This is a genomic window from Shewanella sp. S1-49-MNA-CIBAN-0167, assembly GCF_040310145.1.
Lineage (GTDB): Bacteria > Pseudomonadota > Gammaproteobacteria > Enterobacterales > Shewanellaceae > Shewanella > Shewanella psychromarinicola.
On record NZ_JBEOPO010000064.1, the window covers coordinates 1 to 13,384 of the forward strand.

The 13,384-nt window shown below is 44.5% G+C and carries 15 protein-coding genes, 1 tRNA gene and 1 pseudogene; 8 read left to right on the forward strand and 9 right to left on the reverse strand.

Features of this window, described 5'->3' with window-relative positions; all coding sequences use genetic code 11:
- Nucleotides 1-77: transfer RNA gene (locus AAEZ00_RS19800), tRNA-Val, on the forward strand.
- Nucleotides 78-668: 591 nt separating this feature from the next.
- Here the strand turns inward: AAEZ00_RS19800 and AAEZ00_RS19805 are convergent.
- The 4 genes from AAEZ00_RS19805 to AAEZ00_RS19820 all read right to left on the reverse strand — a co-directional run bounded on the left by AAEZ00_RS19805 (nt 669) and on the right by AAEZ00_RS19820 (nt 3,138).
- On the reverse strand, nt 669-2,096 hold the full coding sequence (locus tag AAEZ00_RS19805; protein WP_351089593.1) for an IS4 family transposase: 1,428 nt from the start codon (nt 2,094-2,096) through the stop codon (nt 669-671).
- Between the two features lie 133 nt (nt 2,097-2,229).
- Nucleotides 2,230-2,676 (reverse strand): M48 family metallopeptidase, encoded by a 447-nt coding sequence (locus AAEZ00_RS19810; RefSeq protein WP_351089595.1) that lies wholly within the window; start codon nt 2,674-2,676, stop codon nt 2,230-2,232.
- The gene (locus tag AAEZ00_RS19815) at nt 2,651-2,824 is read right to left on the reverse strand and encodes a hypothetical protein (RefSeq protein ID WP_351089597.1); all 174 of its coding nucleotides are present in this window, start codon (nt 2,822-2,824) and stop codon (nt 2,651-2,653) included. Before AAEZ00_RS19815 ends, AAEZ00_RS19810 begins: the two co-directional genes overlap by 26 nt.
- A gap of 116 nt (nt 2,825-2,940) precedes the next feature.
- Nucleotides 2,941-3,138 (reverse strand): hypothetical protein, encoded by a 198-nt coding sequence (locus AAEZ00_RS19820; protein WP_351089599.1) that lies wholly within the window; start codon nt 3,136-3,138, stop codon nt 2,941-2,943.
- A gap of 119 nt (nt 3,139-3,257) precedes the next feature.
- Here AAEZ00_RS19820 and AAEZ00_RS19825 point away from each other — a divergent pair, with 119 nt between their 5' ends.
- From AAEZ00_RS19825 to AAEZ00_RS19835, 3 genes are all read left to right on the forward strand, one after another.
- The gene (locus tag AAEZ00_RS19825; protein ID WP_351089601.1) at nt 3,258-3,623 is read left to right on the forward strand and encodes a hypothetical protein; all 366 of its coding nucleotides are present in this window, start codon (nt 3,258-3,260) and stop codon (nt 3,621-3,623) included.
- The gene (gene tnpB, locus AAEZ00_RS19830; RefSeq protein WP_351089603.1) at nt 3,620-3,937 is read left to right on the forward strand and encodes an IS66 family insertion sequence element accessory protein TnpB; all 318 of its coding nucleotides are present in this window, start codon (nt 3,620-3,622) and stop codon (nt 3,935-3,937) included. The genes AAEZ00_RS19825 and tnpB overlap by 4 nt, the downstream gene beginning before the upstream one ends.
- A gap of 116 nt (nt 3,938-4,053) precedes the next feature.
- A complete protein-coding gene (locus tag AAEZ00_RS19835) occupies nt 4,054-5,337 on the forward strand; it encodes an IS66 family transposase (RefSeq protein ID WP_351089605.1) in 1,284 nt (427 codons plus the stop codon).
- Here the strand turns inward: AAEZ00_RS19835 and AAEZ00_RS19840 are convergent.
- Nucleotides 5,296-6,180, reverse strand: coding sequence for an IS1595 family transposase (locus tag AAEZ00_RS19840; protein WP_351089607.1), 885 nt, complete (start codon nt 6,178-6,180; stop codon nt 5,296-5,298). The two genes, AAEZ00_RS19835 and AAEZ00_RS19840, sit on opposite strands and share 42 nt — an antisense overlap.
- A gap of 58 nt (nt 6,181-6,238) precedes the next feature.
- Here AAEZ00_RS19840 and AAEZ00_RS19845 point away from each other — a divergent pair, with 58 nt between their 5' ends.
- Nucleotides 6,239-6,622: an IS66 family transposase gene (locus AAEZ00_RS19845; RefSeq protein WP_351089609.1), complete on the forward strand. Its 384-nt coding sequence runs from the start codon at nt 6,239-6,241 to the stop codon at nt 6,620-6,622.
- A 48-nt stretch (nt 6,623-6,670) separates the two neighbouring features.
- On the opposite strand, the gene AAEZ00_RS19850 is transcribed toward AAEZ00_RS19845, so the two are convergent.
- Both AAEZ00_RS19850 and AAEZ00_RS19855 read right to left on the reverse strand, forming a co-directional pair.
- A complete protein-coding gene (locus tag AAEZ00_RS19850; protein WP_351089611.1) occupies nt 6,671-6,880 on the reverse strand; it encodes a hypothetical protein in 210 nt (69 codons plus the stop codon).
- 259 nt (nt 6,881-7,139) lie between these two features.
- The gene (locus AAEZ00_RS19855) at nt 7,140-7,874 is read right to left on the reverse strand and encodes a PRC-barrel domain-containing protein (RefSeq protein WP_351089613.1); all 735 of its coding nucleotides are present in this window, start codon (nt 7,872-7,874) and stop codon (nt 7,140-7,142) included.
- A gap of 172 nt (nt 7,875-8,046) precedes the next feature.
- Here AAEZ00_RS19855 and AAEZ00_RS19860 point away from each other — a divergent pair, with 172 nt between their 5' ends.
- Together AAEZ00_RS19860 and AAEZ00_RS19865 are read left to right on the forward strand one after the other, a co-directional pair.
- The gene (locus AAEZ00_RS19860; protein ID WP_351089615.1) at nt 8,047-8,232 is read left to right on the forward strand and encodes a hypothetical protein; all 186 of its coding nucleotides are present in this window, start codon (nt 8,047-8,049) and stop codon (nt 8,230-8,232) included.
- A gap of 557 nt (nt 8,233-8,789) precedes the next feature.
- Complete coding sequence (locus AAEZ00_RS19865; protein WP_351089617.1) at nt 8,790-9,488, forward strand: Crp/Fnr family transcriptional regulator; 699 nt, start codon at nt 8,790-8,792, stop codon at nt 9,486-9,488.
- A 410-nt stretch (nt 9,489-9,898) separates the two neighbouring features.
- Here AAEZ00_RS19865 and AAEZ00_RS19870 read toward each other — a convergent pair.
- Nucleotides 9,899-11,182: pseudogene (locus AAEZ00_RS19870) on the reverse strand (NAD-dependent succinate-semialdehyde dehydrogenase); the annotation flags it as partial.
- 55 nt (nt 11,183-11,237) lie between these two features.
- A complete protein-coding gene (locus AAEZ00_RS19875) occupies nt 11,238-12,326 on the reverse strand; it encodes an alkene reductase (protein WP_351089619.1) in 1,089 nt (362 codons plus the stop codon).
- A 674-nt stretch (nt 12,327-13,000) separates the two neighbouring features.
- Between AAEZ00_RS19875 and AAEZ00_RS19880 the strand changes: the two genes are divergently transcribed.
- Nucleotides 13,001-13,243, forward strand: a complete 243-nt coding sequence (locus tag AAEZ00_RS19880) for a hypothetical protein (protein ID WP_351089621.1) — start codon at nt 13,001-13,003, stop codon at nt 13,241-13,243.
- The last annotated feature ends 141 nt before the right edge of the window (nt 13,244-13,384 follow it).

The window sequence follows — 13,384 nt, forward strand, 5'->3', positions numbered from 1 at the left end:
ACACCCGTAGCTCAGCTGGTTAGAGCACTACCTTGACATGGTAGGGGTCGGTGGTTCGAGTCCACTCGGGTGTACCATTTCTTGCTTTAACCCCAGTTTTAAAAGCCTTTCCCATTAACAAATTCACTACATTAAAGTATATCTGTGCCAAATCGCATTAACCTCGTGCCAACCAGTCATTTTTCGTGTCTAAAAGTCATACAATTCCATTCTTGTTAAAATTAGCCTATAAAATAAATAAAACTCACAAAAAATATACAAAAACACCAAAAAGGCTTTTTGTGCCCATTTTGTGCCAAACATGTTGGCACAAGTGATTTTTGAACCTCAAAAGTATGACCACTATACTTGCTGGCCCGATGGATGAATTTATACCGAAAAATCTAATTTACGTTGATGCTATGTTCAATTAACAGGATTAAAGAATTATTTTTTAAGCTACTGACTTTCTTAAATCTCGTGATATGTTATCTGTGTATTGTATCGTTTAATCTGCTTAACTTAATGACCAATGCTAGCTTAAACTCAAACTAGAACCATGTTTATTTAGTAACGCCGATCTTCATACGCTAATGGCAAGCTGTTCAATAAGCTGCGCCTTTCTCTCCAATTAGGACGATGCTTATCCATTATCCATTATCCCTTTGAACCTGTCTCTTGATCAGATCTTATAAGCTCTCGCCATCAGCAATCATTTCTTTCGCGACTCGGTAGCCTACAACATGAGACTGTAATGTACTCCAACCTTCCCAAACCGCCGTCCAGCTTGCGATCCCTGTTCGTTTGGTATCGGTGAAACCACCCAACTTTGCGATTGATTGATACGCCCATTTCAGACTCGGCGCGCCTTTATCTTTATGCCCTCTAGGCTTATTAAACCGCATTAGCACCTTCCATTCATCTTCTTCGAGTACCGTGTCACAGCGTTGAGCCTCCACTGCTTTGGCCTCCTCAACCAGCCCTTTTTTACGTAAATAATAAGGGAGGGTGATGGCTTCTCTGAGTTGCAGTAAACGGACGCCGATAAAAGCTAAGATTGAAACCGCTCTTTCTAAGTTCTTAGGCTCTGTCATTCTTTGGCGCTCAGCTCCTGCACCCGTTTTCCATGCTTTATGAAAATCCTCAATTCGCCATCTTGCTGTGTAAATATCAATAATATGAAGTGCTTGAATTAACGTATCGATTGGCTCTGTTGTTAATAGCACCCAGCGCAACGGCTCAGTAACGCTTTTTGATGTTTTTTCTTGAGCGTACACCACGTTTACTGGCTTAGTCTCACCTTTCGTTTTGAACGTAACCTGTGCCACTTTAATGGTTAGCTTGGCTTTTCTTGCCACGCGGTTTACAGGCTTCCCTTTACTATTTTTTGTCCCTTTCTGGGCGATATCGATAGAATATTCACCCCGTTCGGCTTGTGATTCAAGATGTTCAAATAACGTAGAGTCAGTCTCTATCAGCGCTCTAGAATGTTTCGCTCGAACGACAAAACGCTCATTATGCTTCTGTTTATCTTGAATATAACTCAGTATGTCTGCTTCTCTATCACACACTGAAATTACCCGTGACATGAGCTTTCCCAAGCGTTGACGGCAGAAATAAGAGGCTTCTGACCACTTACCGCTTTCTTTTTCGTCAGCATCTTCAGGATTATTAGGACGAAGCCAGTATTGTTGATGAATGAGCCCGATAGTCTGAGTCGTGAAGCTGTCTAATAGCAGGGTTGAATGAACCCACCAACCACGTGATTTATCTGTCGTCGTCCCCAGTTTGCCAAGCTCTTCTGCTACTTGATGTTTGTAACTCAGCGCAGTGGTGTCATCAATGGCTAATATCTCAGCATAGGGCTGGGCAAGCTCTGCAGTATGTTGAAAACCAGAAGCGCTAATCACTTCTGGAGAAATGTTGTCATTACGGATCAATCGATAAGCCCCTTCAACTTTAGCTTCATTACCTCGACATGATAAAGCGATTGACTTACCGCTACAACGCGCCATGTCGGCAGCGACTTCGATGACACGGTCAGTGCGACGCGAGTCACCAAATGAACCGTTTTTAAAGTGATTGTATGACCATTGCTCTGGGTTGAATATTGACATGGTTTTTCTCTAAGTAACTGAAGTTACTTGATCTGATCACAGTTCACCCCAGAAGTTCAATATTTTTTATACTTGTGTAGAAGAGTCAGCCTTTGAACCGCTCATTATGATGACGTTCAATTAAATGCACCAATTAATGGACCAGAATAAACTCTATCCATTCCACTGGTTTTTTGGCTAACTCCAAATTAATCCATAGGCTTTTTGCTTCAATATTGCAGCTGCCCCATTTGGTTTTCATTTTTTTAATGCCTACTGATGACGATTCAACATTAAGCCTCTCTTGCCAATAAGGTAGCAACATGGAAATGGTCTTTTGTACTTGCTGACGATATAAACCATTCAATAACTTTAACCGGTTATCTGCAGTTGTATTATCAGATACTTGTAACTCAATGATGTTATTGCCTTTAATGGATGCTTTATGTTTACCAGAGGTTTTCACTATATCAAGGCGATGTTCTCTACCCCATAGATAATGGCTTTCACCACTCACCATTTCACTAATTGATTGGCGAGGCTGCGCCTCAAAAATCAGCTTGCTGCTTCTTAATTCACGCCAATTTATTAATAACCGCAAGACGAACGACTTGTTCACTGGCACTCGTTGGTACAGACATTTTAGCTCGTCCATTGGGTAGCAATACGCTTAAATGCAAATATTTAATCGGCTTACGATTTACTTGCACTTCAATGCCAACAATATGAATGACCTCAGTAGATGACATTAATAGTATTCGTTTTGTGCCTTAATAAGTGCCATAACCTTTTCTATTATCTACATCATAACCAGCAGTTTCTTGTCTAACCGCATTAGCGATTTCTCGTTCTTTAAATCTATCGCCTAACCATTCTGCTTTTTTGTCCCGCGCACAGCGGTATCAATTTTGGCGGTAAGCGTTTCATCATTACCAAAATTAGCATAAAGCGCCTGTTTCGCAGCAGAATCAACCGAACTTGGATACGTTGAACTTCTGTTATTACTTGGGTTAACCACTTTTTTGGCTAATAGGTATCTAGTGCGAGTACTTGTTGGGATCAATGTTAATTATCGCGCCATTAGCCGAGCTGATATCGATTTTTTCAACCAATGGTGAGCTTACGGCAGCATAGTTCAACTTCTATCTTGTAAACTGATTTAATGATCGCAACTCAATAATCATGTCAAGATTAGATCCCTTATCAACCCTCACAACAGCTTTTGAATGCTGGCGTAGCAACAGGAATAGTCGTCAGGCTCCAACCCCCAATACATTGCGTGAACAAGCCGTCGGATTACTCGAACATTATTCTTCTAGCAAAATAACATCCGCACTACGGATTAGTGGCGGCCAGCTTAAACAGTGGCGAAATAGCGTAAACCCTCAACTCAGTCCCCACCAGTTTGTGCACCGACCCATTTCAACATCATCTGCTCAAACCCCTTTTAACGTAGTGCTCCAAATTGCTCACGGAGATACGATGTCTTTATCAGGCGTTGATCATCCACAAACCCTTATTTCGCTGATCAGGGCGTTGAAATCATGATACATCTTACCGCTGAGACGCATATCTTAATCGCCATTGCACCTGTCGACTTTCGTCAGGGAATGGATGGTTTAGCGGCACTATGCCGTTATACATTAGCGGCTAACCCTCGCTCTGGCTCGGTGTTCGTCTTTATTAACCGCAATAAAACCATGGTACGTGCATTATCATATGATGGCAGCGGCTTTTGGTTGATGACCAAGCGGTTGTCAAAAGGCAAGTTTGTACATTGGCCAGGCTCAAAGCAAAAAATTGAACCGTTCATCGCCAAGCAGTTACGGCAGCTGTTGCTGAACGGCGATCCAATGTGGTAAAAACACGATCTTATTTAAGTCAAAAAGCAGCGATATTAGTGCTTGATTGTTAATGTTATCGGATCATAATCCTTCCCCAACAACCTCGACTTCAGCCTAAACGACGTGGATAAACCGTGAGTAAACCCTTTACCGATATTGATGGACCCGCACTTGAATCGCCGATATCGCAAGTCAGTGAGGCCAAAGAGAACAACCTCGCGTTAAGTCCAGAGGATTGTCAGTTATTACTTGATGCGTTGCTGACGTTGGCGAGCATGCAAGACCGGTTAGCCCACCATGATGTCACAGTGCATAAACTGCGAAAATTGTTGGGTATTGAAAAGTCATCTGAAAAGCTTGGCAGCGTACTTAAGCAAGCGAGATCATCCGGTAAGAAAAGCAAAAACCGTCAACACGATGAAGGTGAAGGTTTTACACCTGTTAAGCCCGTCGTTATCGTTCACGAAATGACTGATGTGGCTAAAGGTGATACCTGTACGGAGTGCTTAACCGGTAAAGTGTATAAAACTGAGCCTGGTAGCTTACTGCGTATTACAGGGCAAAGCCCGTTCAAGCCTGAGCAGCATGTGATGGAGCGTCTTCGCTGTAATACTTGCGGTGCTTATTTCAGTGCGCCTCTGCCCGATGACGTCTTAGTCGATGGTGAAAGCCAGCAAAAATATGGTTACTCTGCGCGGTCATTGATGGCCATTTACAAATACTTTGCAGGATTGCCTTTTTATCGTCAGTGCAGTATTCAAAAGCTACTGGGGGTAAAAATTACCGCTTCAACGGTCTTTGACCAAGTTGAGCGGGTTTGTAATGATATTTATCCTGTGTACCAGCAGCTTTTTAATGTAGCCTCAGACGCCGAACATTATTATCTTGATGACACGACGCACCGCATTTTAGACGCTAAACCGGTCGAGAAAGCCGTCCGTAATAGCGATAAAACACGACTGCGTAGCGGTATTTATACCTCAGGGGTTATCGCCACACTGAAAGATAATAATACCATCGTCTTGTTTGAAACCAACATCGGCCACGCAGGTGAATTCATTGACAGCATTTTGCATAAACGCAGTCAATCATGTGATAAGCCCGTCATCATGAGTGATGCATTACCGAGTAATCGTCCCACGGCAAGAGAGGCTACAATGTCACTGTGTAACAGCCACGCCAGACGACAATTTGTCGATGTGATTAATCATTTTCCTGAGGAAGTTGAGTATGTGCTCAAACGCTATGGAGAAATATGGGGGAATGATGATTTTGCTAAAAGCGAAAAACTATCCCCTGTGGCTAGGCTTGCTTATCATCAGGCTCACTCATTGCCCATCATGGAAGACATTAAATTACATGTCTATGCAGTTGGCTCAGTAAGAATGTATTGGCGTGTGAATGATTGCCAAATTTAACAATCTGTTAGGTATTTCTCTTTCCATTTTTCTACGATTGAACCGATAACAGAACTCACTCAGGTATTCTTGTAGGTACTTTCCCGAAACACCATGAAATGTCCCAAGTAAAAATGCCTTTAAGTTACCAATGGCAATATGAACCCAAGGCAGCCATTCATCAACAAGCTCACTGGGGGTAACCCTCGCTTCATGTTGTTGAGTCTTATCTATAATGTTCAACGCAGGTAAGCCGTCTGTATGCACTTTTTGCTGTCTCGTTAAGTGTTTGGCAACGAACTTTTCAACACTATCATGGCAAACGCTATTCACAGCCTGCATAGCAATAAATCCAGCTCCTTTTCCTTTGCTTTCAACGGCAACTAAAACAGGTGTTTTACCTCCTGCTCCACGTCCACGCTTGCCCTTCCTTCTGCCACCCACTAACGCATCATCAATTTCAATAACGCCTGACAGTCTATATAAGCTGTCTCTATGGCCCATAGCCGTTCTCAGCTTACTTAATATCAAACGTGCCGTTCGCCAATTAACTTCAATGTGCTTGCTCAATCTTAATGCTGAAATACTGCCTTTATCTGAGCCTAAAAAGTAGATTGCCCAAAACCACTTAGTGATAGGAATACGGCTACCGTGGAATAATGTGTCTGCTGTGACCGATGTTTGTTTATGACATTGACTGCATTCATATAAATTGCGGGTTGTAAGCTCATAGGCATGCTCACAAGAGCATCTAGGGCAAACAAAACCATTAGGCCATCTCATTTTCTTAATGTGATTTAAGCAATCAGTTTCAGCGCTGAATTGACGTTGCCATTCAAAAAAACTCGTTTCAGGCATTTTCATAGCAAATCTCACTTCTAGTCTTGATTTATACTATAAGAATAGGCCAAAACTGACTCAGATGCATAGGCATGTTAAATTATGGGGCGAAGCGCATATAGCCAACGAAACGGTCGAAGAAAATAGTGGCTTGGGCAAAGCTATCCGCTATTTCATTAAACACTATGTTGGACTCCGTTATTTTTGCAGTACGGAAGGTGTGCAAATCGACAATAACCGTATTGAGGCGATGCTAAAAATCATCGTGCGAGACAGAAAAAATGCGATGTTCCACAAAACATTACTGGGCGCAACGATTGGCGATGTGGTTACCTCAGTTATCGCAACGGCAAGTGAAGCGGGTATTAATGTCTTTGATTACTTCACCACATTGCAGCGGGAAAGTGCGCAGGTAAAAGCCCACCCAGAAAATGACTTACCGTGGAATTATATCACCAAAAGTTAAGTCATTTAGATAAACCCCACCTAAACAGATTAACGTAGGCTTAACCGCCTAGGTCAAGCTGTGCCTGTAAATTGATGATGTCACGCTATACTGCCGTAAGCTCACAACCAATGGATTATCTAATAATCTATTAACCGCCTTTTCGATATAGCTGGCATTTTTGGCTTTGGCCATGCCAACCGAAGCAAACCGTTGAGTGTAAATGACCGTTTTAAAGTCACTGATATCAATGTTGATGAGTCCGGTTACGCTTAGCATGAAGCTTAACCCTGACAAGGTATCTAATAGCAGTTGATAGCTGATATGAAACGTATCGATAAGCCTTACTTTACCACCCAGCACTTTGGATAATCGCTTTTATTCATTTAGTTGCAGTAATTTCAAAAAGAAAAAACTGCAATTGTTAACTGAGATTGACTATATTTGCATATTGAAATAGATAACTTTACTCCAAGAACACTTTTTAAATAAATAACGTAAACACGACAGCCAAAGACCTCATAGAGAGGTAATAATGTTATTCATCATTACGGCCATAATGAGTTTGCAGACTTTGCTCATGTTCAAGATTGAAAGGCACTGAGGGATCAAACGTGGGTGCATCTTTCACTTGCTGCTGCGTCATATCAACATAAATTTTAGAGGTAGGCCAACTCACCTCTTTAATCCATTTGGGCGCAATCAAAACCAGATGACCCAACCACCAATTACTGGTGTTAACAATCAAATAACGAATAGCCCAATTGTCGGTATCTATCAACATACCTTGCAAGTGGCCCAATTCACCGTCTATGGCATCAAGGTGATAATCCGTCACGGCATGACTGCTGCGTAGATGATGATCATTATCCCGTGATAGTGCAGCCTCGACGTCTGCGGACATCTCTGAGTTATCTATGTTATCTGGTTTTGGCGCGACACTATAATAACCAGGTGACATCATGTTAGGACTGGGCTCACTATGATCTACCTCATGCTGCCTAGAGACTGGTTTTTCGCTATCGATGTCAGGGCTGTTTTTTACCTGCTCTCTTGAGATTGTGACAGTAAGCGTCTTATGCTCCTGATTAAACTCTTTGATTGATATGGGTGAAAGCAATATTTTTTTGCTTGATAACCAAGATCCCGTTTCGACCACCAAGTATCGGATCACCCAATGCTTGTCATCAAAATAAAAATCTTTGGTTAATCCAATATCGCCATCAGAGGCGTGAATGGCTAAACTTTTTAAATCATCCAATGTATGTAACATGATGTATTAACTCCAGATTGAAGATGGAAAACAATAAATCATTGCTTTGCTAATAGAATGAATATCTATCAGCTTGCACCAAATTTCATATTCAATCTGTTCGGTGTCGCACCGAAGGAGCATCAATACTAGCCTAATCTAGATCTATCTATAAATGTTAAGGTGAACTAGCATGACTGACATAGAAAAATTAGAGTTAGCGGCCCATCGCAGCAATATTATCGAAGACGTCCACAATTTGATTGAGAAATATCGCGCTATTTTTGGATGGGATGTGCCCGATATAGATGAAAACCTGGCAAACAGGTTAATTTTAAATGAAGTTCGTCAGGCGCTTGATGATATTCAAAATAAATAAATTGCAAATATCAGTCAAAGCGCTTCAATATGTGAGTTTAGGCCGACGAAAAAAATCAGATGTTAAGTGCATCTTGCATCAGACAGCACATAAACTTAACTAACTCCGGCGGCAAAGGCCGAATGTATAGCCACTAGAAAAATGGCTCTTGCAATCACTTTGCTGCTCAGCCTTTTTATGCCATTCATCTTCACAAAACAGCACCCTTAGTAGCTGACTTGCTGCCTAAACGTAATCGCTGGAGGCCGTTGTTTAGTCTCTTTCCTATGAGTGAAACGCAGCTTTGCAAAGGCCTTTTTTACTATCTCCCCCCCAACTAAATATCCTGTCGATGAGCATAAATACAACTCAACATTCAATACCTTTTGAACGAAAAATAATGGTTCCACTCGCCTGCTGTGATCGCAAATCACGCTAAACAAGGCACTTTAACTATCTCGATTCAACAAACTCTGTTATATTGATAACAAGATTACTTAAGTATTATGCAATATTTAACATAAGAAAGATCATGGGTAGTAGTTAATGTCTCACTTTAATATATTGAAAGGTTATCAATGATTGACCCAAATGAGAACATATTACTTAAAGCATTACCTGAAGCGACAAAACAACGCTTATTTCCACAGTTAAAGATAATAAAACTGGCTTTAGGTAAAGTTATTCATGAAGCTGGTCAGAATCTTGAAAATGTCTATTTCCCCATTGACAGTATTGTCTCTTTACTAAACGTCCTCGAAGACGGGGCATCGGCAGAAATATCTGTTGTCGGCAATGAAGGTTTAGTGGGCATTGCGGTGTTTATGGGGGGAGAAAGCACCATAAATCGCGCCATAGTGCAAAGCGCAGGCCGAGCCTATAAATTGTCCGCATCAGTATTGCTCGATGAATTTAACGACAATCAAAGCCTTCGCGAACTGTTGTTACGTTACACTCAAGCACTGATGGCACAAATGGCGCAGACGGCAATATGTAACAGGCACCATTCTATCGATCAGCAACTTTGTCGTTGGCTGCTGCTGTCGCTTGATAGACTTGCTAGCAACAATCTCACTATGACCCAAGAGTTGATCGCCAACATGTTAGGCGTTAGACGAGAAGGCGTAACTGAAGCCGCCGGTAAACTGCAAAAACTTGGGGTAATCAATTATAAGCGCGGCCAAATTACCGTGATCAACAGACAAAAACTCGAAACGCTGTGCTGCGAATGTTATGCCGTGGTAAAGATTGAATCCGATAGACTAGAAACCTTTTAACTAAATTATCTATGCCAAGCTACCCCTCATTGGTGGCTTGACATGGTATATTTGGCTATCTTGTCGTTTATAACAAATCATCCCAGCCATTATAAAACAATAACGTCATGCCCTTTCTATATTCTCCCAAGCAAGATTAATCGGCTTCACAGCTAGACACTTAAGGTGCAATGAATTAATTTCAGTCAAACTCAGTGTTGTGAAACCATGATATCTTGAAATCATAGCATTATGAAATCATAGCATTGTGAAACCATAGCCACCTACCCCACTGATTTACTTGAGTCCTCAATAGCGATGTCGCTATCTTAGATGACTATGCTCGTTCGCCATGTTATGCCGTTTCCATATAGGGTATTGCTTGTGAAATATTAATATTTTCAGTTTGCTAGCCCCTAGCTGTGCAACTGTTACACCGGCGCTGCCATCGAAATGGTGCGAACCAACTTCTTATTAACGAACTGCTGAATGCCCATTTCGCCGAGTTCGCGGCCATAACCGGAATCTTTGACGCCGCCGAACGGAAGCGCGGCATCGGTCCAATCAATATTGTTGATGAACATCATGCCAGTATCAATCTGACTGGCAACGCGTTTGCCACGAGCGGCATCTTCGGTAAACACGGAACCACCAAGTCCGAAGTCTGAATCGTTGGCAAGCGCGATGGCCGCTGCCTCGTCCTTGACCCGAAAAATTAACGCGACTGGGCCGAAAAACTCAGTGCGATAAGCAGGGTTGCCTGGCGCAATGTTGGTCAGTATAGTGGTCTGCATGAACGCTCCTGGGCAGTAGATACGCTTGCCACCCATTAACACCTTAGCCCCATGGGCTACAGCATCATCGACCTGCTTCAAAATATTAACCAGAGCGGCTTCTTGCGACATCGGCCCCTTGGTGGTTTTTTCGTCCATCGGATCCCCAGGTTGCTGAAGTTCAAGCGCGGTTTGAAACTTTTCGATGAATTTGTCAGCAATCGAATCGAGCACAATAAAGCGTTTCGCAGCACAGCAGGTTTGTCCCTGGTTGTACATACGTCCCCACACTGCCCAGGGAATAGTGTTGTCGAGTTCTGCGTCATCAAGCACGATAAAGGCATCACTGCCACCGAGCTCCATCGACGAGGGTTTGAGGTTTTGCCCTGTTCGGGCGGCAACGCTTCTGCCAGCGGCAAAACCACCGGTCAGTGCCACGCCCTTGACGCGCGGGTCGTCGATAATCTGGTTAGACTGTTGGTGCGAAACCAGCAGATTTGTGTACAACCCCTCAGGTGCGCCCGCATCAATCAGCAACTGCTCAAAGGCAATAGCACATTGGGGCACATTGCTGGCATGTTTCACCACCAAAACATTGCCCGCCATCAGTTGCGGGCCTGCGACACGAGCAAGTTGATAAAAGGGAAAGTTCCACGGCTCGACGCAGAAAATCACGCCTATCGGGCTGCTTTCCATATGGGCTTCGCCATGTTCCGGGTCAAGTTGCTCTGGAGCTAAAAACGCTTCCGCGTGCTCTGCATAATAGCTGAGGATTTTACCACTGAAATTTACTTCGCCACGGGCTTCATCAATTCGCTTCCCCATCTCCAGTGTTGCCAGCTTGGCATAGTCATCAGTATGAGCATGCAGAAGTTCCGCAGCCTTGGCCATAATAGCGGCGCGTTGCTTATAGCTGGTGTTTTTCCATGTTTGGTAACAGGCGTGCGCAGTGGCAAGCTTCTACTGAATTGTGCTACCTCGGCGATGACTTTTGGTGTTAACGCTCTTGAGAAGTCGCGAGAGTTGGATAGTCGGTATAGCCCTTGGCGCCAGGTACGTAAAAAGTCGCTTCGTCTGGCGTGTTGAGCTCGGCATCTTGGCGCATCCGAGCGACGAGATCAGGGTTAGCCAAAAACGGGCGGCCAAAGGCTACCAGGTCGCCATGTTTAGCGCGTAACGCCTGTTCAGCGCTTTGATGATCAAACCCTCCAGACAGGATGAACAGACCATCGAAACCAGCGCGCAGCTTGAGTTTGAAGTTGACGGGCACGGTTGGTGCGCCCATGGATGAATGATCGACCAGGTGGATGTAAAGAAGCCCATCCGAGGAAAGCGCCTTGGTCAATGCCAGGTACTGAGTCTCTACGTCAGGGAATGCGCCGGTGCCATTGAACACACCGTAAGGAGAGAGCCGGATGCCAACCCGGTCGCTGCCGATGGCAGCAACTGTCGCACGCACGATTTCCAGCGCGAGTCGGTTACGGCTTTCAATGCTGCCGCCGTAACCGTCAGTGCGCAGGTTGACCCGCGGATTCAAAAACTGCTCGATGAGGTAGCCGTTGGCGCCGTGTATTTCGACACCGTCGAAACCTGCGTCCAGCGCGAGCTTCGCCGACGTCACATACTCTTTTACCACATGAGCAATATCAACCTCGGTCATTTTTCGTGGCGTACTGTGGGGCTGCCTACCTAGGGCGTCGGTATACATCTCACCGGGGCATACCGCAGAGTCGGGCCCGAGTACTTCGGCACCTGTCGGCAAGTTTTCGACATGCGCGACTCGACCGCAATGCATCAACTGTAAGAAAATTTTACCGCCTTTGGCGTGTACCGGTGAAGTGCTTGCCCTCCATGCATTCATCTGCGCGCTATCAAAGAGGCCGGGGATGCGTGGGTAGCCCAGTCCGTTCGGGCTGGGCGAAGTGCCCTCGGTAATAATCAGTCCTGCCGTCGCACGTTGGCCGTAGTAAGTTGCCATCAGCGCGTTCGGCGTGTGCTCAGGCGTAGCCCGACTGCGTGTTAACGGCGCCATTACCATGCGATTGGATAGCTGCAGCGAGCGGTTAGAAAACGTTTCGAAAAGCATAAGCTAGATATCCTGTTATGTATGATGAGGATGAATCCTGCCGAACCCGAGGAAAATATCATTGCGGCAAATCCTGAGAACTACAGCTTGCGCGCTGGCATTTGGCTGGTCTGTTCGATAGAACACATACCCACAAATGACGCCTGCAGATCCAATAGGGTCATTGGCTGGCAGAAAGTTCGCTAGCGAACAGATGAAATGTCGTCAATCGCATATTATATGTGTGATGCTTACTCGTCAGACATGAGAGCCATGATTTATGAAGGAGTTTTATTGAATGCTGCGACTTCTGTATTTGGATCTGGCTTGGCCTGCTTGTTCGCACCCCTACTACTGAGCGTAGGAATACTATGCTATCCAGACCAATGATACCAATAATACTTTGGGACTCAACATCCCGACGCGTTACTGAGCTGACCCTACTTGCGATACTAACCCTATGTGGGCCGTCCGCTATCGCAGGCGATGGACCATGGCCGTCATTTACAGCGACGGCGCTTAGCGGCGAAAAAGTTGACAGCAACAAACTGATAGGTCAACCGACACTGCTCATACTTACGCCGTCTCGCAATGCCGCAACATCCACTCGGGAATGGGTTAACACATTGCGATCAAAGATAGATCATACTCAATATCGAGTTCGCGACGTACTGGCTGTCAATTTACCCTTCTTTATGTCGGAAGAAGATGTCATTGGAACGGCCAAAGAGAGCGTGCCGCAGCGCTATCACGATCAAACCTGGATTCTCAACTCACAGATCATGGAAAGCGCGTTGGGTGTGCCCTCCGATAGCGAAGAGGCCGTCATTGTTGTTTTGGATAAGAACGGTAATCTGATATCGCAGGTTCATGGTAAGGTCACGGCGGCGCGGATGAGTGAGGTCACCAATGCCTTGCAGAGGCTGACTAGTGACTAACCGCCTCCGTCGCCGTCCATTATCACTGTAATATCGCTTTGCCAATATCATATTGGTCGGGCTTCTATACCCGTGATCATTGAAAATGCTTGATTTTGTCCCAAATGGGATCATCATAGCCCCATGAAACAAATTACACTC

Bases quoted from the DNA above. Each gene is read 5' to 3' on its own strand.
- AAEZ00_RS19825 (WP_351089601.1), top strand. From the start codon at position 3,258: ATGTCAAGATTAGATCCCTTATCAACCCTCACAACAGCTTTTGAATGC.
- AAEZ00_RS19855 (WP_351089613.1), bottom strand. From the start codon at position 7,874: ATGTTACATACATTGGATGATTTAAAAAGTTTAGCCATTCACGCCTCT.
- AAEZ00_RS19865 (WP_351089617.1), top strand. From the start codon at position 8,790: ATGATTGACCCAAATGAGAACATATTACTTAAAGCATTACCTGAAGCG.
- AAEZ00_RS19850 (WP_351089611.1), bottom strand. From the start codon at position 6,880: ATGCTAAGCGTAACCGGACTCATCAACATTGATATCAGTGACTTTAAA.
- AAEZ00_RS19805 (WP_351089593.1), bottom strand. From the start codon at position 2,096: ATGTCAATATTCAACCCAGAGCAATGGTCATACAATCACTTTAAAAAC.
- AAEZ00_RS19880 (WP_351089621.1), top strand. From the start codon at position 13,001: ATGTCGGAAGAAGATGTCATTGGAACGGCCAAAGAGAGCGTGCCGCAG.
- AAEZ00_RS19860 (WP_351089615.1), top strand. From the start codon at position 8,047: ATGACTGACATAGAAAAATTAGAGTTAGCGGCCCATCGCAGCAATATT.
- AAEZ00_RS19815 (WP_351089597.1), bottom strand. From the start codon at position 2,824: ATGTCATCTACTGAGGTCATTCATATTGTTGGCATTGAAGTGCAAGTA.
- tnpB (WP_351089603.1), top strand. From the start codon at position 3,620: ATGATACATCTTACCGCTGAGACGCATATCTTAATCGCCATTGCACCT.
- AAEZ00_RS19840 (WP_351089607.1), bottom strand. From the start codon at position 6,180: ATGAAAATGCCTGAAACGAGTTTTTTTGAATGGCAACGTCAATTCAGC.
- AAEZ00_RS19875 (WP_351089619.1), bottom strand. From the start codon at position 12,326: ATGCTTTTCGAAACGTTTTCTAACCGCTCGCTGCAGCTATCCAATCGC.
- AAEZ00_RS19845 (WP_351089609.1), top strand. From the start codon at position 6,239: ATGCATAGGCATGTTAAATTATGGGGCGAAGCGCATATAGCCAACGAA.